The 18,217-nt window shown below is 58.2% G+C and carries 17 protein-coding genes; 6 read left to right on the forward strand and 11 right to left on the reverse strand.

Going from position 1 to position 18,217, the window contains the following annotated elements:
• Positions 1–240 precede the first annotated feature (240 nt).
• Entirely contained in the window at positions 241–1,443 is a 1,203-nt protein-coding gene (gltS, locus tag DTA24_RS00690; RefSeq protein WP_123836522.1) for a sodium/glutamate symporter, read from the forward strand.
• A 114-nt stretch (positions 1,444–1,557) separates the two neighbouring features.
• Here gltS and glpK read toward each other — a convergent pair whose 3' ends face one another.
• Positions 1,558–3,069, reverse strand: coding sequence for a glycerol kinase GlpK (glpK, locus tag DTA24_RS00695; RefSeq protein WP_008806810.1), 1,512 nt, complete (start codon positions 3,067–3,069; stop codon positions 1,558–1,560).
• A gap of 21 nt (positions 3,070–3,090) precedes the next feature.
• Positions 3,091–3,942, reverse strand: a complete 852-nt coding sequence (locus DTA24_RS00700; protein ID WP_012540293.1) for an MIP/aquaporin family protein — start codon at positions 3,940–3,942, stop codon at positions 3,091–3,093.
• A gap of 442 nt (positions 3,943–4,384) precedes the next feature.
• Here DTA24_RS00700 and zapB point away from each other — a divergent pair, with 442 nt between their 5' ends.
• The 4 genes from zapB to DTA24_RS00720 all read left to right on the forward strand — a co-directional run bounded on the left by zapB (position 4,385) and on the right by DTA24_RS00720 (position 8,157).
• On the forward strand, positions 4,385–4,630 hold the full coding sequence (gene zapB / locus DTA24_RS00705; RefSeq protein WP_008806812.1) for a septal ring assembly protein ZapB: 246 nt from the start codon (positions 4,385–4,387) through the stop codon (positions 4,628–4,630).
• A 151-nt stretch (positions 4,631–4,781) separates the two neighbouring features.
• Positions 4,782–5,771 (forward strand): sulfate ABC transporter substrate-binding protein, encoded by a 990-nt coding sequence (locus DTA24_RS00710; protein ID WP_123836523.1) that lies wholly within the window; start codon positions 4,782–4,784, stop codon positions 5,769–5,771.
• 246 nt (positions 5,772–6,017) lie between these two features.
• Complete coding sequence (locus DTA24_RS00715) at positions 6,018–6,788, forward strand: CDP-diacylglycerol diphosphatase (RefSeq protein ID WP_162499948.1); 771 nt, start codon at positions 6,018–6,020, stop codon at positions 6,786–6,788.
• A 64-nt stretch (positions 6,789–6,852) separates the two neighbouring features.
• Complete coding sequence (locus DTA24_RS00720; protein WP_016161971.1) at positions 6,853–8,157, forward strand: SLC13 family permease; 1,305 nt, start codon at positions 6,853–6,855, stop codon at positions 8,155–8,157.
• A 92-nt stretch (positions 8,158–8,249) separates the two neighbouring features.
• Here the strand turns inward: DTA24_RS00720 and tpiA are convergent, their stop codons facing one another.
• Positions 8,250–9,017, reverse strand: coding sequence for a triose-phosphate isomerase (gene tpiA, locus DTA24_RS00725; RefSeq protein ID WP_002922909.1), 768 nt, complete (start codon positions 9,015–9,017; stop codon positions 8,250–8,252).
• Between the two features lie 109 nt (positions 9,018–9,126).
• A complete protein-coding gene (locus DTA24_RS00730) occupies positions 9,127–9,726 on the reverse strand; it encodes a YiiQ family protein (protein ID WP_008806815.1) in 600 nt (199 codons plus the stop codon).
• Positions 9,727–9,838: 112 nt separating this feature from the next.
• Here DTA24_RS00730 and DTA24_RS00735 point away from each other — a divergent pair, with 112 nt between their 5' ends.
• Positions 9,839–10,267: a DUF805 domain-containing protein gene (locus DTA24_RS00735; RefSeq protein ID WP_004173894.1), complete on the forward strand. Its 429-nt coding sequence runs from the start codon at positions 9,839–9,841 to the stop codon at positions 10,265–10,267.
• On the opposite strand, the gene fpr is transcribed toward DTA24_RS00735, so the two are convergent.
• From fpr to gmk, 7 genes are all read right to left on the reverse strand, one after another.
• A complete protein-coding gene (gene fpr / locus DTA24_RS00740) occupies positions 10,268–11,014 on the reverse strand; it encodes a ferredoxin--NADP(+) reductase (RefSeq protein ID WP_004173895.1) in 747 nt (248 codons plus the stop codon).
• Positions 11,015–11,164: 150 nt separating this feature from the next.
• On the reverse strand, positions 11,165–12,175 hold the full coding sequence (gene glpX / locus DTA24_RS00745) for a class II fructose-bisphosphatase (protein WP_042948065.1): 1,011 nt from the start codon (positions 12,173–12,175) through the stop codon (positions 11,165–11,167).
• A gap of 50 nt (positions 12,176–12,225) precedes the next feature.
• Positions 12,226–14,307 (reverse strand): ATP-dependent DNA helicase RecG, encoded by a 2,082-nt coding sequence (gene recG, locus DTA24_RS00750; protein WP_008806816.1) that lies wholly within the window; start codon positions 14,305–14,307, stop codon positions 12,226–12,228.
• Between the two features lie 5 nt (positions 14,308–14,312).
• On the reverse strand, positions 14,313–15,002 hold the full coding sequence (trmH, locus tag DTA24_RS00755; protein WP_008806817.1) for a tRNA (guanosine(18)-2'-O)-methyltransferase TrmH: 690 nt from the start codon (positions 15,000–15,002) through the stop codon (positions 14,313–14,315).
• Positions 15,003–15,006: 4 nt separating this feature from the next.
• A complete protein-coding gene (gene spoT / locus DTA24_RS00760; protein ID WP_008806818.1) occupies positions 15,007–17,127 on the reverse strand; it encodes a bifunctional GTP diphosphokinase/guanosine-3',5'-bis pyrophosphate 3'-pyrophosphohydrolase in 2,121 nt (706 codons plus the stop codon).
• Positions 17,128–17,145: 18 nt separating this feature from the next.
• Positions 17,146–17,421 carry a DNA-directed RNA polymerase subunit omega gene (rpoZ, locus tag DTA24_RS00765; protein WP_000135058.1) on the reverse strand — a complete coding sequence of 92 codons (276 nt, stop codon included), beginning with the start codon at positions 17,419–17,421 and terminating at the stop codon, positions 17,146–17,148.
• Positions 17,422–17,475: 54 nt separating this feature from the next.
• On the reverse strand, positions 17,476–18,099 hold the full coding sequence (gene gmk / locus DTA24_RS00770) for a guanylate kinase (protein ID WP_002922664.1): 624 nt from the start codon (positions 18,097–18,099) through the stop codon (positions 17,476–17,478).
• Positions 18,100–18,217 lie beyond the last annotated feature (118 nt).

Genomic DNA, 18,217 nt, shown 5'->3' on the forward strand with positions numbered 1-18,217 from the left:
TAGACCAAAAGCAAACGTTTGCCAGCATTTGGTCATAAAAATTTATGCCGTGAATATGCGCAACGAGGTTATTAACATTTTGTATGCTAAATCGCATCATTAAGGATACAAAATATCTTTTTCTGTCATTTTTTCCGCCGTTCTGCGTAAAATCCCCTTCTGACTCCTCATGATGAGAAGCTAAAGACACCAGGAATTACGTCGCGTGTGAATGGATCATGCGCCCATAAGGAGCTTTTTATGTTTCACCTCGATACCTTATCGACGCTCGTTGCCGCAACGCTTGTGCTATTGCTCGGCAGAAAACTCGTGCAAACCGTTCCCTTCCTCAAGAAATACACCATCCCTGAACCTGTCGCCGGCGGTTTGCTGGTGGCGCTGGCGTTGCTGGTGCTGAAGAAAAGCATGGATATCGAAATTGATTTCGATATGAGTCTGAAAGACCCGCTGATGCTGGCGTTCTTCGCCACCATCGGTCTTAACGCCAACCTCGCCAGCCTGCGGGCCGGCGGCAAGGTGCTGGGCACTTTCCTGATCGTGGTAGTTGGCCTGCTGCTGTTGCAGAATGCCCTCGGTATCGGCATGGCGACGCTGCTGGGGCTGGATCCGCTGATGGGCCTGCTGGCCGGGTCGATTACCTTATCCGGCGGCCACGGCACCGGGGCGGCGTGGAGCAAGCTGTTCGTTGAACGCTACGGTTTTGCCAACGCCACCGAAGTGGCGATGGCCTGCGCGACTTTCGGCCTGGTGCTGGGCGGCCTGATCGGCGGCCCGGTGGCTCGCTACCTGGTGAAGCACTCTTCCTCTCCGGACGGCACACCGGACGATCTGGTGGCGCCAACCGCCTTTGAAAAACCGGACGTGGGGCGGGTGATCACCTCGCTGGTGCTGATCGAAAGTATCGCCCTGATCGCTATCTGTCTGACGGTGGGCAAGGTGGTTGCGCAACTGCTGGCGGGCAGCGTCTTCGAGCTGCCGACCTTCGTCTGCGTGCTGTTTATCGGTGTGATCCTCAGCAACAGCCTGGCGCTGGCGGGGTTGTATCGGGTGTTCGATAGGGCGGTATCGGTGCTGGGCAACGTCAGCCTGTCGCTGTTCCTCGCCATGGCGCTGATGAGCCTCAAGCTGTGGGAGCTGGCCTCGCTGGCGCTGCCGATGATTATTATCCTGGCGGTGCAGGCGCTGGCGATGGCGCTGTATGCGGTATTCGTTACCTACCGGATGATGGGCAAGAATTACGATGCCGCGGTGCTGGCGGCGGGCCACTGCGGGTTTGGTCTGGGCGCAACGCCGACGGCGATTGCTAATATGCAGGCGATTACCGACCGCTTTGGCCCGTCACATATGGCCTTCCTGGTGGTGCCGATGGTGGGAGCGTTCTTTATCGACATCGTCAACGCACTGGTGATTAAGCTATACCTGCTGCTGCCGATGTTTGGCTGATAAAAAACCCGGAAGCGGTGCTGCGCACCTGTCCGGGCTACAAGATCGTGCTGTTTGGGGTTTTGTAGCCCGGCTAAGGCGTTTACGCCGCAAGCCGGGAATACCTCCACAATCTTACGCTTCGTCGTGCTCTTCCCACGCTAACGCGCGTTTCACCGCTTTCTTCCAGCCGCTGTAACGATAGTTACGCTCAGTGGTTTCAATCCCCGGGCGGAATTCGCGCTCAATCACCGCTTTCTCCTGCAGCTCGTCCAGATTCTGCCAGAAACCGACCGCCAGACCCGCCAGATAGGCTGCGCCCAGCGCCGTCACTTCGCGTACTTCCGGACGCTCGACACGGGTGCCGAGGATATCGGACTGGAACTGCATCAGGAAGTTGTTAGCCACCGCGCCGCCGTCCACGCGCAGGGCGTGCAGACGAATGCCAGAGTCTGCCTGCATCGCCTCCAGCACATCGCGGGTCTGATAGGCGATGGACTCCAGCGTCGCACGGATAATGTGGTTGGAGTTCACGCCGCGGGTGAGGCCGAAAATCGCGCCGCGGGCATACGGGTCCCAGTATGGTGCGCCAAGACCAGTGAACGCGGGTACCACGTATACGCCGTTGGTATCCTTCACTTTGGTGGCGAAGTACTCAGAATCGAAGGCATCGCTGATGAGCTTCATCTCGTCACGCAGCCACTGAATGGACGCGCCGGCCATAAACACAGCCCCTTCCAGCGCGTAGTTCACCTCGCCGCGCGGGCCGCAGGCGATGGTGGTCAGCAGACCGTGGGTGGAGGTAACCGCTTTTTCACCGGTGTTCATCAGCATAAAGCAGCCGGTGCCATAGGTGTTTTTCGCCATCCCTTCTTTGACGCATAGCTGGCCGAACAGGGCCGCCTGCTGGTCACCGGCGATCCCGGCGATAGGGATACGGGTCCCGCCTTTACCACCGATGTTGGTCTGGCCGTACACTTCGGATGATTTACGCACTTCCGGCAGCATGGCGCGCGGAATGTCCAGCGCGTCGAGCATTTTGTCGTCCCAGTCCAACTCGTGGATGTTGAATAGCATGGTACGTGAGGCGTTGGTGTAGTCGGTAACGTGCACGCGGCCCTGGGTCATCTTCCAGATAAGCCAGGTGTCAACGGTGCCGAACAGCAGCTCGCCGCGTTTCGCACGTTCACGGGAACCTTCGACATGGTCGAGGATCCATTTTACCTTGGTGCCGGAGAAGTAGGGGTCCACCACCAGGCCTGTGGCCTTGCGGATATACTCTTCCATTCCGTCACGCTTGAGCTGCTCGCAGATCTCCGCGGTACGGCGGCACTGCCAGACGATGGCGTTGTAGATGGGTTTACCGGTCTCACGCTCCCACACCACCACGGTCTCACGCTGGTTGGTGATGCCGATGGCCGCGATCTGATCGGAGTTGATATCCGCTTTGGCCAGCGCTTCGACCAGCGTCGAGCTTTGGGAAGCCCAGATTTCCATCGGGTCATGTTCGACCCAGCCTGGCTTAGGATAAATTTGTTCAAATTCTCGCTGGGAGACGCTGACGATATTGGCATCATGATCCATCACAACGGCCCGGGAGCTGGTAGTGCCCTGGTCAAGCGCAACGATATATTTTTTGTCGGTCATAGTCGGTGTCCCGTAGTCAGATTACAGCGAAGCTTTATGTTGAGTGGTGGAAGAGGAGGGGCTCTGTTGCTCTTCCTCCACGCAGGTGTCGCAAGGCAGGTGACGGCCAATCAGCTTACGATAGCTGAATGCGCCCAGCGCCGCGCCGACCACCGGTGCGCACAGCGGCACCAGAAAATAAGGAATATCTTTGCCGCCGGTGAAGGCGACGTCGCCCCAGCCGGCCAGCCAGGCGAAAGCTTTCGGGCCGATATCACGCGCCGGGTTCATGGCGAAGCCGGTCAGCGGTCCCATGGAGGCGCCAATCACCGCAATCAGCAGGCCGATCAGCAGCGGAGCAAGCGGGCCGCGCGGCACGCCGTTGCCATCGTCGGTCAGCGCCAGGATGACGCCCATCAGGATAGCGGTAATCACCATCTCTACCGCGAAGGCCTGCACAAAATTGATATGCGGGTTCGGATAGGTGGAGAAGATGCCGGCCAGATCGAGGCTTTCTACGCTGCCGCGGACCATATGGTGGGTGGTTTCATAATCGAGGAAAAGATTGTAGTAAAGCCCGTAAACTAATGCCGCAGCGCAAAAGGCGCCAGCGAATTGCGAAATGATAAAAGGGACCACTTTGCGGCCATCGAAGCAGGCGAACAGCCACAGTGCGATAGTTACCGCAGGGTTAAGGTGCGCACCGGAGACCCCAGCGGTCAGGTAGATCGCCATGGCGACGCCCAGACCCCAGATGATGCTGATTTCCCATTGCCCGAAGCTGGCTCCCGCGACCTTGAGCGCAGCCACGCACCCAACGCCGAAAAAGATCAACAACCCGGTACCGAGGAACTCTGCGATGCACTGGCCTTTTAAGGTTGATGTTTGGCTCATAATCGAATCCTGAAGCGTGGTGATGATTATTGTATGTAGGGTGGTCACAGACGACCATATTGCCATGTAGGCATAGTGTTAATTTATCGTTAACGAGCAAAAACGAGAAATATCGAACTTCAAATGTGTGTGCCGCGTCAAGAAAATGAGCGTTTTCGCGCCATCCGCGCGCATTGAGACCGGTGACGGAGCGTTTCACCTCGCATTTTGTTAACCATAAAATTAACAATGACCCATGAAGTACGAGCGAACTGCGCTGAAAGCACCAGGTAAAGACTGAAAAGTGTTGCAAACCGCAATCTGCGCGGCTTGCCGCTGGACAGGGGCGGCGGGGATTCATACAATCGACGATAACACCGCTATGTGCGCTAATTTTCGTTAAGGCGGGACCGCGTATACGAAACACGAGTTTCTATCAACGCCTTGCAAGTTCAGGAGAGGTATGACGATGTCATTAGAAGTGTTTGAGAAATTAGAATCTAAAGTTCAGCAGGCGATTGATACCATCACTCTGTTGCAGATGGAAATCGAAGAGCTGAAAGAAAAGAACAACACCCTGGTTCAGGAAGTTCAGAGCGCGCAGCACGGTCGTGAAGAGCTGGAGCGCGAAAACAGCCAGCTGAAAGAGCAACAGCAGGGCTGGCAGGATCGCCTGCAGGCGCTGCTGGGCCGTATGGAAGAAGTCTAATCGCTTCGCGCCCTCTCCCGGCCGGGAGGGGGCAATCCTTATTCACCTCTTTATATCCACAAGTTATAGCCAATCTTTTTTTATTCTTTAATCATTGAATCGCTTTCTGGCACGCTTAGCCCATCACAACACACATAAAGAGAGCGGTGCGATGAATAAGTGGGGCGTAGGGTTAACTCTGTTGCTGGCATCCGCCAGCGTTCTGGCAAAAGACATTCAGCTTTTAAACGTTTCTTATGATCCAACGCGCGAGCTGTACGAACAGTACAACAAAGCGTTTAGCGCGCACTGGAAGCAAGAGACCGGCGACAACGTGGTGATCCGCCAGTCGCACGGTGGTTCTGGCAAACAGGCGACCTCAGTGATTAACGGTATTGAAGCGGATGTGGTCACGCTGGCGCTGGCCTACGACGTAGACGCCATTGCTGAACGCGGCCGTATCGATAAAAACTGGCTGAAACGCCTGTCGGATAACTCCGCACCGTATACCTCAACCATCGTGTTCCTCGTCCGCAAGGGCAACCCGAAACAGATCCATGACTGGAACGACCTGATCAAACCGGGCGTGTCGGTCATTACCCCGAACCCGAAAAGCTCCGGCGGCGCCCGCTGGAACTATCTGGCAGCCTGGGGCTATGCTCTGCATCAGAATCACGGCGACCAGGCCAAAGCCCAGGAATTCGTCAAGGCGCTGTATAAAAACGTGGAAGTGCTGGACTCCGGCGCGCGTGGTTCGACCAATACCTTCGTAGAACGCGGCATCGGCGATGTGCTGATTGCCTGGGAAAACGAAGCGCTGCTGGCGACCAACGAACTGGGCAAAGACAAGTTTGAAATCGTGACCCCGAGTGAGTCGATTCTGGCTGAGCCGACCGTCTCGGTGGTCGACAAAGTGGTGGATAAAAAAGGCACGCGCCAGGTGGCGGAAGCGTACCTGAAGTATCTCTACTCGCCGGAAGGCCAGGAGATTGCGGCGAAGAACTTCTACCGCCCGCGCGATCCGAATGTGGCGAAGAAATATGCTAACGAGTTCCCGAAACTGAAGCTGTTTACTATCGATCAGGAGTTCGGCGGCTGGACGAAAGCGCAGAAAGAGCACTTCTCCAACGGCGGCACCTTCGACCAGATTAGCCAGCGTTAATCCTCTTGTCCCTGCTTGCGCTACGCTTAGCAGGGCTACAGTTCTGCTTCGTCTGGTAGCCCGGGTAAGGCGGAACGCCGCAACCCGGGGAATCCCCGGCTTTCTCTGCGCTTAGCCGGGCTACTATTTGCACCGTCCGTAGCCCGGGTAAGGCGTCAGCCGCTACCCGGGATAACGCCCCGCCCGCCATCTGTTTTCATTTAGTCATCAAATTACGTTACTCTTCCGCTTCAGGCTTAACAGGGAATGAAAATGAGAAGAGTAAGATACTTTTTGCTGGCGCTGCTGGTGGCGATCCTCGCGGCGCTGGCGGGCGGCTACTACTGGCTGCACTCCGGCAACCCGGACGCATTACGCAAGATTGTCCTGCAGCAGTGCGTACCCCATCAGCAACAGCAGCAAAACCCGTCGCCGTGCGCGGAAGTGAACCTCAAGGGCGGCTATGTGCTGTTTAAAGACCGTAACGGCCCGCTGCAGTATTTGCTAATGCCGACCTACCGCATTAACGGCACCGAAAGCCCGCTGCTGCTGGACCCGTTGACGCCGAACTTCTTCTGGCAGGCCTGGCAGGGACGTGAAATCATGAGTCAGCGTCACGGCGCGCCGGTTCCTGATAACGCGATATCACTGGCGATTAACTCGCGCAGCGGACGCACGCAAAACCATTTCCATATTCATATCTCCTGCCTGCGCCCCGATGTGCGCGCGCAGTTAGATAAGGATGCGGGCGCGGTCAGCAGCCGCTGGCTGCCGCTGCCGGGCGGGCTTCAGGGCCATGAATACCTGGCGCGCCGGGTGACGGAGGCCGAACTGGCCCAGCGCAGCCCGTTCCTGATGCTGGCGGAAGAGGTGCCGGAGGCGCGCGAACATATGGGACGCTTCGCGCTGGCGATGGCGCAGCAGAGCGACGGCTCGCTGGTGCTGCTGGCGACGGAGCGTAACCTGCTGACCCTGAACCGGGCTTCAGCGGAAGAAATTCAGGATCATCGCTGCGCCATTCTTAACGCAAGCCACTAGTTCTGGCGTTTACCTGTCTTACCTGTCGTCGTATTCTTGCTGAAAAAAACGACAGGAGACAGGCATGTCGCTCTGGCTTACCCACCCGCTGTTCCTTCCTTCATTGATTGTCGGCGTCACCATTGTGCTCTGGGCGACGTCGCTGCTGCCGGAATTTATCACCGCGCTGCTGTTCTTCGCAGCGGCGATGATGGCGAAAATCGCTCCACCGGAGGTGATCTTCGGCGGCTTTGCCTCTTCGGCGTTCTGGCTGGTGTTCAGCGGCTTTGTGCTCGGCATCGCGATCCGTAAAACCGGGCTGGCAGACCGGGCGGCGCAGGCGCTGTCTGCGCGGCTCACTGACTCCTGGCCGCGGATGGTCGGCAGCGTGGTGTTGCTGAGCTACGCGCTGGCGTTTGTCATGCCTTCCAACATGGGACGTATCGCGCTGCTGATGCCGATCGTGGCGGCGATGGCCCGCCGCGCGGGCATTGTCGATGGCAGCCGCGGCTGGTTCGGCCTGGCGCTGGCGGTGGGGTTCGGCACCTTTCAGCTTTCGGCGACGATTTTGCCCGCTAACGTGCCAAATCTGGTGATGAGCGGCGCGGCGGAAGGCTCGTACGGTATCCATCTGAATTATGTTCCCTATTTGCTGCTGCATACGCCGGTGCTTGGCTGGCTGAAAGGGGCGGTGCTGGTGGCGCTGATTTGCTGGCTGTTTCCCGGCAAGCCGCATCCACCTCGTGACCTGGCGCCGCTGCCGCCGATGAGCCGCGACGAGAAACGTCTGGCGTGGCTGCTGGCGGTAGTCCTTACGCTATGGGTGACCGAGAGCTGGCACGGCGTCGGCCCGGCGTGGACCGGCCTGGCGGCGGCAGTGGTCACGCTGCTGCCGCGGGTGGGCTTTATCAACGGTGAGGAGTTTGCCAGCGGGGTGAATATGCGCACCTGCATTTATGTTGCCGGGATTCTGGGACTGGCGATCGCCGTTACCCAAACCGGAATTGGCGGTGCGGTGGGCAATGCGCTGCTGCAGGTGATGCCGCTGGATAAAGACAATCCGTTCACCAGCTTCCTCGCCCTGACCGGGATAACCAGCGCGCTGAACTTTATTATGACCGCCAACGGCGTGCCGGCGCTGTATACCACTTTTGCGCAGAGCTTTGCCGACGCGACCGGCTTTCCGCTGCTCAGCGTGATCATGATTCAGGTGCTGGGGTATTCCACGCCGCTGCTGCCCTATCAGGCGTCGCCGATCGTGGTGGCGATGGGGTTAGGCAAGGTCCCGGCGAGGGCGGGGATGCAACTATGTCTGGTGCTGGCGGCGGTGAGTTATCTGATTTTACTGCCGCTGGACTACGCGTGGTATCAGCTGTTGGGGAAACTGTAACGGCAAAAGAAAGCCCGGCTTGCGCTGTGCTAAGCCGGGCTCCCGAGTTTTGTCAGTCACCCCGGTCGCGTGTCGCCACCGGGAAAAGCGAATTACGCTTTTTTCGCTGCTTCTGCTGCTTTAACGATCACCGCGAAAGCGTCAGCTTTCAGGGAGGCGCCGCCAACCAGCGCGCCGTCGATGTCCGGCTGGGTGAACAGCTCTGCTGCGTTGCCAGCGTTAACGGAACCACCGTACTGGATGATCACTTGCTCAGCGATTTTCGCGTCAGCTTTAGCAATGTGGTCACGGATGAATTTGTGCACCGCCTGAGCCTGAGCCGGGGTCGCTGATTTGCCGGTACCGATAGCCCATACCGGTTCGTAAGCGATAACCACGCCTTCGAAAGCGGCAGCGCCCTGCGTTTTCAGCACGGCGTCGATCTGACGTGCGCAAACTTCTTCGGTTTTGCCCGCTTCGTTTTCCGCTTCGGTTTCACCGATGCACAGTACCGGAGTCAGACCCTGCTCTTTCAGCACAGCGAATTTCTTCGCGATCAGCTCGTCGGATTCTTTGTGGTAGGTACGACGCTCAGAGTGGCCGATGATGATGTACTGTGCGCCGATATCTTTCAGCATTTCGGCGGAGGTTTCACCGGTGAATGCGCCGGACAGGTTCACGTCAACGTTCTGCGCGCCCAGGTGAATGTGGCTGCCTTCTGCCGCACGTTTAGCCAGGTCCAGATACATTTCCGGCGGGGCGATGGCAACTGCACAGCCGCTTACGCCAGCCAGTTCGGTACGCAGGTTCGCAACCAGTTCGTTTACCATGTGGCGGCTGCCGTTCAGTTTCCAGTTACCCATCACTAAAGGATGTCGCATTTTAATTCTCCACGCTACTTAAGCGAATTAAGGAATATAGCCGCCCCAGAGGGCAGCATGGTCTGTGAAACAGTATAGAGACTCGTCACTGGAAAGGCTTTGCTTTTTGTCATTTATTGTTACCTTCCAGCGTTTCAGATAACGCCAGCTTAATCGGTTCAATGGCGAAGGTCAGACCCTTTTCGCCATGATCTGCCACCACATAGCGAACGGCGCCTTCGGTATCGGCGAAATAGCGTTTGCCCTTGCCGGCAGTCAGCAGTTTCTGCAGCTTTTGCTGGCTTTGCGCTGGGCTAAGAGTGGGCACGAAGGCGCGGATCATGGCGCTCATATACTCCAGCGCTTTGGCCTTCGCCGCTTTTTGCTCCGGCCCCTGGATTGGCAGCCAGGTGATCTGCATAGATTTGATCTTCAGCGTGCCGCGCTCCAGCGCGGTCGAGGCATAGAGATTTTCATTAATTTTGCTGGCGGCGCGGGTCAGATTAGCCTGATCCCGGCTGGTGGCGATGGAACGGAATTCGTTCAGGGGCAGCTTCGGGTTATCGGCGTTAAATTTTTCCCGGAACTGGCTGATCGACAGGTCAAAACTCGGGGCGCCAGAGAGCAGATAGGGCGCCGCTGTCGCCGATTCGCTTTCTGCGGACAACGCGTGCGGGCCGACGGTCAGGCCCATCAGCCCACTTAAACACAAGATTGTCCACTTCTTCATGCCCGTCGTTCCTTTTTTTGCCTGCTGACGATTAAATCGGGAAGCGCGGCGCTTGTCAAAAAGTCACGACGCCAGGGTAAACTACGCAGACGATGATGATAAGGAAAAACGCATGACCCTACAGCAGTGGTTATTCTCAATTAAAGGGCGCATTGGCCGCCGCGATTTCTGGATCTGGATTGCCATTTGGCTGGTGACCATGAGCGCCCTGTTTACCCTGGCAGGCAGCAATCTTCTCAACCTGCAGACGGCGGCGTTTATTATCGTCTGCCTGCTGTGGCCGACGGCGGCGGTGGTGGTCAAGCGGCTGCACGATCGCGGCAAATCCGGATTGTGGGCGCTGCTGATGATTCTGGCGTGGATGCTGCTGGCGGGGAACTGGGCGATGCTGCCGCAGGTCTGGCAGTGGGGCGTCGGGCGCTTTGTGCCGACGTTGATTATCGTCATGATGTTGATCGACCTGGGGGCGTTTGTCGGCACCCAGGGCGAGAATAAGTTCGGCAAGGAGACCCAGGACGTGCGCTGGAAAGCGGACGCCTGATTACCAGTAGTGCTCAGCCGTCATGTGGCCTGGCCGGCGACGCAGATGTTTGGTCATCTGCCGGGTCTCTTTTAACAGCTGTTGGGTATCGCGCACCATTTGCGGGTTGCCGCACAGCATCACATGGCTGGTGTCGGTGGTCATCGGCAGGCCAACCGCCTCTTCCAGCGCGCCGGTTTCAATCAGGAACGGCACCCGGCCGGTCAGCGAGCCTTCCACGGTTTCGCGGCTGACCACCGTCTGGATGCGTAATTTACCGGCGTAGCGCTGCTCAAGCTCGCGCATCAGAGGCAGATAGCTCAGGTCCGCGGCGTAGCGGACGGCGTGGACCAGCACCAGGTTGTTAAAGCGTTCAAGATCTTTGCCTTCCTGCAAAATTGACAGGTACGGCCCGAGGGCAGTGCCGGTCGCCAGCATCCACAGGGTATCGCAATCCGGTACCTCCTCGAGGACGAAGAAACCTGCCGCTTCACTCACCACCAGGACTTCATCGCCCGGCTTCAGCGCCGCCAGACGCGGGCTCAGCTTGCCTTCCGGGACGGTGACCAGATAGAACTCGAGATCGGGATTGCCGGGGGCATTGACGTAGGAGTAGGCGCGCTGCACGCGTTCTCCGTCGATTTCCAGTCCGAGCTTGGTAAACTGCCCGGCGGTAAAGGGATGAACAGGCGCCCGCACGTATAAACTGAACAAGGCATCCGTCCAGTACTCCACTTTTGTCACTTTGCCGCTAACCCAGTCCGCCATCGTCTTCTCCTGTTGCCAAGCGATGCCTTATCTTCGGTCCAGACGAGTAAGATTTCCACCCCGAAGGCACAAGAAAGCTCTATTGATCAAATATAAACGAAGAACAGGGCAACCGCCTGCGGACGGTTGCCTGGGAGAGAAAAAGCGGTATTACAGGATGTGCTGCTGGATGTCCGGATCTTTACGGTCGAGGTAATGAATCGACTGAATACGACGGATAGTGCGCGACTTGCCGCGGATCAGTAGCGTCTCGGTGGTGGCCATGTTGCCCTTGCGGGTGATGCCGTCCAGCAGATCGCCTTTGGTGATCCCGGTGGCGGAGAAGACGACGTTATCGCTGCGCGCCATTTCATCCAGACGCAGCACTTTGCCTGCTTCAATGCCCATGGTTTTGCAGCGCGCCAGTTCGTTTTCACCGATGCGGCGGTTCTCTTCGTTATCGCCCTTCACGTGGTGGCGAGCCAGCAGACGCCCCTGCATATCACCGTCGAGGGCGCGGATCACCGCGGCGGAAACCACCCCTTCCGGCGCGCCGCCGATGCCGTACAGTACGTCGACTTCTCTATCCGGCATGCAGGTGAGAATAGAGGCCGCGACGTCGCCATCGGGAATCGCGAATACACGCACGCCCAGCTGCTGCAGCTGGGCAATGACCGCGTCGTGGCGCGGTTTCGCCAGCACGGTAACGGTCAGCTCGCCCAGCGGCTTGTTCAGGGCGCGGGCGATATTGTGCAGGTTCTCTTCCAGCGGCAGATTGAGATCGATAGCGCCTTTAGCGCCCGGGCCGACGATCAGCTTTTCCATATACATATCCGGCGCGTTGAGGAAGCAGCCCTTATCGCCGACCGCCATCACCGCCAGGGCGTTGGCCTGGCCCATCGCCGTCATGCGGGTGCCTTCGATGGGATCGACAGCGATATCTACCGCATCGCCCTTGCCGGTACCCACTTTTTCGCCGATATAGAGCATCGGCGCTTCATCGATTTCGCCCTCGCCGATGACGATGGTGCCGTCGATATTGACGAGGTTAAGCATAATGCGCATGGCGTTAACCGCTGCGCCGTCGGCGGTATTCTTATCGCCGCGGCCCAGCCATTTATAGCCCGCCAGCGCGGCGGCTTCGGTGACACGCGAAAATTCGATGGCCAGTTCTCGTTTCATAATCCACTCGTTGTGTAGAAAAATTGCCCGCAGCGCGGCAAAAGCGCGCGCTACGCGTTGGAATAGCGTTCGGTTTCCGGCATCCAGCGCTCGATAAGCGCCTGGGCCTGCAGCGGATAGCGTTCATGAATATGGCGAGCAATGCGTTGAACGTCGGGGATCATCGCCTGATCGCGCAGCAAGTCCGCCACTTTAAATTCGGCGTTGCCAGTCTGGCGGGTGCCGAGCAGCTCGCCGGGACCGCGGATTTCGAGGTCTTTCTGGGCGATGACGAAACCGTCGTTGCTGTCGCGCAGGACCTGCAGGCGTTTCTGAGCCGTTTTGGAGAGCGGCGATTTATAGAGTAGCACGCAGTGGGAAGCGACCGCGCCGCGCCCGACGCGCCCTCTGAGCTGGTGCAGCTGCGCCAGACCCAGACGTTCCGGGTTTTCGATAATCATCAGGCTTGAGTTAGGCACGTCAACACCGACTTCAATCACCGTGGTGGCCACCAGCAGATGCATCTCGCCCTGCTTGAAGGCCTGCATTACCGCCTGCTTCTCGGCCGGTTTCATCCGCCCGTGGACGAGGCCGATATTCAGTTCCGGCAGCGCCAGTTTGAGCTCTTCCCAGGTCGCTTCCGCCGCCTGGGCTTCCAGCAGATCGGACTCTTCAATTAGCGTACAAACCCAATAGGCCTGGCGCCCTTCGTGGGTGCAGGCGTTGCGTACGCGGTCGATAATATCGCTGCGCCGGGTGTCCGGGATGGCGACGGTGGTCACCGGGGTTCGGCCCGGCGGCAGCTCGTCGATAATCGAGGTGTCCAGATCGGCGTAGGCGGTCATTGCCAGGGTGCGGGGGATAGGCGTGGCGGTCATGATCAGCTGATGCGGGTGGAACCCCTGCTGCTGACCTTTTTCCCACAGCGCCAGCCGCTGATGCACGCCGAAGCGGTGCTGTTCGTCGATAATCACCAGCGCCAGGCCGTTAAACTGCACCTGCTCCTGGAAGATGGCGTGAGTGCCGACAATCATCTGCACTTCGCCGCTGGCGATAGCCTCCTGCTGCGCCTGACGGGCTTTGCCTTTCTGTTTGCCCGCCAGCCAGCCGACTTCTATGCCCAGCGGTTCAAACCAGCTGCGGAAGTTATTGGCGTGCTGTTCGGCAAGTAGTTCGGTGGGCGCCATCAGCGCCACCTGTTTGCCGTGGGCGATAGCGCGCACGGCGGCCAGCGCGGCGACCAGCGTTTTACCGGAGCCAACATCGCCCTGCACCAGGCGCATCATCGGCACGTCCAGCGCCATATCGTGTTCGATCTCGGCGGTAACCCGCGCCTGCGCGCCGGTGGGCTTAAAGGGCAGGGAGGCCAGCAGCTGGTTTTTCAGGGTATCGTTGGCGCCGAGCGGCAGGGCGTGATAGCGCTGGGCGCCTGCCCTCAGCGCCAGCATGCTGAGGTTATGCGCCAGCAGCTCTTCCAGAATCAGACGCTGCTGCGCCGGGTGCTTGCCGCTTTCCAGCTCGCTAAGTTGCAAGGAGGGAGGCGGACGGTGCAGCGTACGCAGCGCTTCCGGCAGGCTCATCATCCCCTGCGCCAGCTCCGGTGGGAGGAGTTCGCTAATCGCGCAGGTTTCCAGGAGCTCAAGCGCCTGGTCGGTGAGCTTGCGCAGGGTCGCCTGCTTGATGCCTTCGGTGGTCGGATAGACCGGAGTTAACGTTTCCTGAAGCTCCGGGGTGCTCATATCGCCCTGGACGCGGTATTCCGGGTGGATCATCTCGGCGCCGTACTTCCCGCGTTTGGCTTCACCGTAGGCCAGCACCCGACGACCAGTCGCGAGGCTGTTTTTCATCGCCGCGTTAAAGTTGAAAAAGCGCATGGTGAGGATGCCGGTGCCGTCGCTGATCTGGCAGGTCAACATCCGCCGGCCGCCGAAGGTGATATTGCTGTTGAGCACTTCGCCTTCCACGGTGGCATAAACCCCGGGAAGCAGCTCGGCTATCGGGTAAAGATGGGTGCGATCTTCGTAACGCAGCGGCAGGTGCAGCAGCAGGTCCTGAACCGTATGCAGGCCGATCTTCGCCAGTTTACTGCTTTGCGCAGCGCCCACACCGGTGAGTGAGCTGAGCGGAACGGCATCGAGCAGGCGGCCTGACATCAGGTTTACCTCGTTGCCTGCATGGTAGCCCACCATGCGTCATCGGCTTCCACTTCGCCCTGCTCGTTGACGTGGGGGTAAGGCAGACCTTTTTGTCGGGCGACGCGGGCCAGCACCGGATAACCGCCTTCGAACAGCAGGCGCTGCTGCTCTTCCGGCGGCAGCATGCTGTTGGCGCGTTGGTACATCCCGGCGTTTTGCCGCTGGCGCTGCGCCTCGTAAAGGATCAGCGCCGAGGCGACGGAGACGTTCAGCGACTGCACCATGCCGATCATCGGGATAATGATGTCCTGATCGGCCAGCGCCAGCGCTTCCTGGGTGATGCCGGTTTTCTCCTGGCCCATCAGGATGCAGGTTGGACGCGTATAGTCGATTTCACGAAAATCGATGGCTTTGTCGGAAAGGTGAGTGGCGAGGATTTGCATACCCTGGCCTTTCAGGTGGCCGACGGCATCTGCGATGGTGCGGTGGGTTTTCACCTGCACCCAGCTGTTGCTGCCCGCGGCGGCGGAGGCCATGGTACGCATCCGGCTGCTTGGCCAGACGGCATGCACTTCGTGTACGCCAACGGCATCTGCGGTCCGAATGACCGCAGAGACGTTATGAGGCTTATGGACCTGCTCCATGCAGACCGTCAGGTCAGGCTGACGCCTGGCGAGCATCTCGCAGATACGCTCGTAGCGCTTTGAGTTCATAAAGCTAGTTTCGGTTACGGGTGACTTTAATCACGTCCGGCATGACGCGGATTTTGCGCATGATATTCGCCAGATGCACGCGGTCACGCGCGGTCAGGCGGATAAAGGCGCTGTATACGCGGCCATCTTTCTCTTCCGTATTCAGGCTCTGGATATTGGAAGACGCGGTGTTGATCGCCGCCGTCAGGTTAGCCAGCGCGCCCTGGTGGTTAAACATGTCCACCTTGATTTCGGTGATGAACTCCTGAGCGGTCTCTTTATCCCACTCAACCGCCATAAATTTCTCCGGCTCTTTCTGGTAGCCGCGAATGTTACGACAGGATTCATGGTGGATAACCAGCCCTTTACCCGGACTGACGTGGGCGATAATCGGGTCACCTGGGATCGGGCGACAGCACTTGGCGAAGGTGATCAACACGCCATCGGCGCCTTTGATCGGCAGATGGCCGTGGTTCGACGCGTTAGCCGGTACCGGCGCCGCAGCGGCTTCGCCCTGCTGCAGATTTTTCGCCACCACGACGCTCATGGCGTTGCCCAGACCGATTTCCGCCAGCAGATCGTCAAGCGTGGCCAGCTTCATGCGATCGAGTTCGCGCTGTATATTCTCCGGCGGGATCTCGGCGAGTTTGCGGCTTCCGCCCAGCGCGTGATTGAGCAGACGACGGCCAAGGCTGACCGAATCGTCGCGCTTAAGGTTTTTCAGCAGCTGACGGATCTTGGCGCGCGCTTTCGAGCTGACGACAAAGTTCAGCCAGGCGGCATTCGGGCGTGCGCCCGGCGCGGTGATAATTTCGACAGTCTGGCCGCTGGAGAGCGGCTGCGACAGCGGATAAGGCTGGCGGTCGACGCGCGCGCCAACGCAGGCATGGCCGATATCGGTATGCACCGCATAGGCGAAGTCCACCGGCGTGGCGCCAGCGGGCAGTTCGACAATGCGACCTTCCGGGGTGAAAACGTAAATCTCATCGGGGAACAGATCGGATTTTACGCTCTCGATAAATTCAAACGAGCTGCCGGCGCTCTGCTGCAGCTCCAGCAGGCTTTGCATCCAGCGCTGAGCGCGGATTTGCGCGGTGGTGCTGCTTTCGCCGCCGTGCTCTTTATAAGCCCAGTGCGCCGCAACCCCCATCTCCGCCATCTGGTCCATGTCTTCGGTACGAATTTGTACCTCGACCGGGACGCCGTGGGGGCCGATCATCGAGGTATGCAAAGACTGATAGCCGTTCGCTTTCGGAATGGCGATGTAATCTTTGAAACGACCTGGACGCGGTTTGTAGAGGCTGTGCATCTGGCCGAGCACGCGATAGCAGATATCGGCATCATGGACGATAACGCGGAAGGCGTAGATATCCATGATCGAGTGAAAACGCTGCTCTTTAAGCACCATTTTGCAGTAGATGGAGTACAGATGCTTTTCGCGACCGCTGACGCGGCAGGGGATGCCCGCTTCCTGCAACCGTCCTTCGATTTCGGAGAGGATTTTTTGGATCATCTCTTTACGGTTGCCGCGCGCCGCTTTGACCACCTCTTTAATGACGCGGTAGCGGTTAGGGTACAGCGCTTCAAAGCCCAGCTCTTCGAGCTCGGTCTTGATGTGATGGATACCTAAACGGTGCGCCAGCGGGCTGTAAATTTCCAGCGTTTCGCGGGCGATGCGGCGGCGTTTATCCGGGCGTAACGAGCCCAGAGTACGCATGTTGTGGGTGCGGTCGGCAAGCTTGATGAGGATGACGCGGATGTCCTGCACCATCGCCATGATCATTTTGCGAAAGTTTTCGGCCTGCGCCTCTTTCTTATCGCGAAACTTGAGCTTATCAAGTTTCGACACCCCCTCTACCAGTTCGGCAACGCTTTTACCAAAAAGCTGTTCCATGTCCTGGTAGGTGGCGGGGGTATCTTCAATCACATCATGCAGCAGCGCGGCCATCAGCGTTTCATAGTCGAGCTTCATCTCGGCCAGAATGCAGGCTACCGCGACCGGGTGCGTGATATAGGGTTCACCGCTTGAACGTGTCTGACCCTCGTGAGCGTCACGTGCAACGAGATACGCCTGCCGAAGGCGCTTGATTTGCTCTTCCGGCAGGTAGTTTTGAATCAGCTGATTCAGGCTTTCAAACAGATACAAGGGCGACCCGCTGTGTGATTAACGACGACCTTCAGCAATCGCGGTAACGGCTTGTAATTCAGCGGCTTCCTGCTCTTGCTGTTCCTGGCGCTCACGTACGTCGAGGATCTGGTTGTTGATCAGACCTTCTTCGATTTCGCGCAGTGCGATAACGGTGGTTTTATCGTTTTCTTCCGGTACCAGCGGATCCTTTCCGCCTACCTGCATCTGACGAGCGCGACGCGCGGCGACCAGTACCAGGTCAAAACGGTTACCAATTTTCTCTACAGCGTCCTGAACAGTTACGCGTGCCATACTTAAAATGCTCCACAGGTGAAGAAATGACTGGGCATGATACTGAATGTGGGTTCAGTCTGCCAATAGTTTGGTGATTAAAGCGCCATGTCGCTGCTTTTGGCGGCTCATGCGCAGACGTTCAGCGCGGATGATATTTTTCAGGTCGCTCAGGGCGGTGTCAAAATCATCGTTCACAATCAGGTAATCATATTCCGCGTAATGGCTCATTTCCGCAACGGCCTGGGCCATCCGTTTCGCGATCACCTCTTCGCTGTCCTGGCCGCGGCCGCGCAGGCGACGGTCCAGTTCATCTTTTGACGGCGGCAGAATAAAAATGCTGCGTGCGCCGGGCATGCTTTTACGGATCTGCTGCGCACCTTGCCAGTCGATATCGAGGAAGACATCGACGCCGGTCGCCAGCACCTGCTCGATCGCTTTACGCGACGTGCCGTAATAGTTGCCAAAGACCTCTGCATGTTCCAGAAACGCGTTTTCGCCAATCATCGAGCGGAATTCGTCGTGATTCACGAAGAAATAGTGTTCGCCGTGCACTTCACCCGGACGCGGCGCCCGCGTGGTATGGGAAACCGATACCTGGGTGTCATACAACGGTTGGGTTTTTAATAAAGCCTGAATCAGGCTGGATTTACCCGCGCCGCTAGGGGCGGAAACAATATAAAGCGTGCCTTGAGCCATGAGTGTCTTTTGTATGTGGTTATCGAAAGAGGTCCTACATACGAGCCTATTATACACGTCGCCGCGGCGTGACGCAGTCATTGTCACACTTTTTGCCGCTGTTTCTTTCATTTTGCCT

It is taken from the genome of Klebsiella sp. P1CD1, from assembly GCF_003790505.1.
Lineage (GTDB): Bacteria > Pseudomonadota > Gammaproteobacteria > Enterobacterales > Enterobacteriaceae > Klebsiella > Klebsiella variicola.

What these genes read in the sequence shown, in the direction of transcription:
- DTA24_RS00735 (WP_004173894.1), top strand. Translation starts at nt 9,839, where the DNA reads ATGACCCTACAGCAGTGGTTATTCTCAATTAAAGGGCGCATTGGCCGC.
- recG (WP_008806816.1), bottom strand. Translation starts at nt 14,307, where the DNA reads ATGTCAGGCCGCCTGCTCGATGCCGTTCCGCTCAGCTCACTCACCGGT.
- DTA24_RS00720 (WP_016161971.1), top strand. Translation starts at nt 6,853, where the DNA reads ATGTCGCTCTGGCTTACCCACCCGCTGTTCCTTCCTTCATTGATTGTC.
- tpiA (WP_002922909.1), bottom strand. Translation starts at nt 9,017, where the DNA reads ATGCGACATCCTTTAGTGATGGGTAACTGGAAACTGAACGGCAGCCGC.
- DTA24_RS00730 (WP_008806815.1), bottom strand. Translation starts at nt 9,726, where the DNA reads ATGAAGAAGTGGACAATCTTGTGTTTAAGTGGGCTGATGGGCCTGACC.
- glpX (WP_042948065.1), bottom strand. Translation starts at nt 12,175, where the DNA reads ATGAAACGAGAACTGGCCATCGAATTTTCGCGTGTCACCGAAGCCGCC.
- DTA24_RS00715 (WP_162499948.1), top strand. Translation starts at nt 6,018, where the DNA reads ATGAAAATGAGAAGAGTAAGATACTTTTTGCTGGCGCTGCTGGTGGCG.
- glpK (WP_008806810.1), bottom strand. Translation starts at nt 3,069, where the DNA reads ATGACCGACAAAAAATATATCGTTGCGCTTGACCAGGGCACTACCAGC.
- gltS (WP_123836522.1), top strand. Translation starts at nt 241, where the DNA reads ATGTTTCACCTCGATACCTTATCGACGCTCGTTGCCGCAACGCTTGTG.
- rpoZ (WP_000135058.1), bottom strand. Translation starts at nt 17,421, where the DNA reads ATGGCACGCGTAACTGTTCAGGACGCTGTAGAGAAAATTGGTAACCGT.
- DTA24_RS00700 (WP_012540293.1), bottom strand. Translation starts at nt 3,942, where the DNA reads ATGAGCCAAACATCAACCTTAAAAGGCCAGTGCATCGCAGAGTTCCTC.
- gmk (WP_002922664.1), bottom strand. Translation starts at nt 18,099, where the DNA reads ATGGCTCAAGGCACGCTTTATATTGTTTCCGCCCCTAGCGGCGCGGGT.
- fpr (WP_004173895.1), bottom strand. Translation starts at nt 11,014, where the DNA reads ATGGCGGACTGGGTTAGCGGCAAAGTGACAAAAGTGGAGTACTGGACG.
- zapB (WP_008806812.1), top strand. Translation starts at nt 4,385, where the DNA reads ATGACGATGTCATTAGAAGTGTTTGAGAAATTAGAATCTAAAGTTCAG.
- DTA24_RS00710 (WP_123836523.1), top strand. Translation starts at nt 4,782, where the DNA reads ATGAATAAGTGGGGCGTAGGGTTAACTCTGTTGCTGGCATCCGCCAGC.
- trmH (WP_008806817.1), bottom strand. Translation starts at nt 15,002, where the DNA reads ATGAACTCAAAGCGCTACGAGCGTATCTGCGAGATGCTCGCCAGGCGT.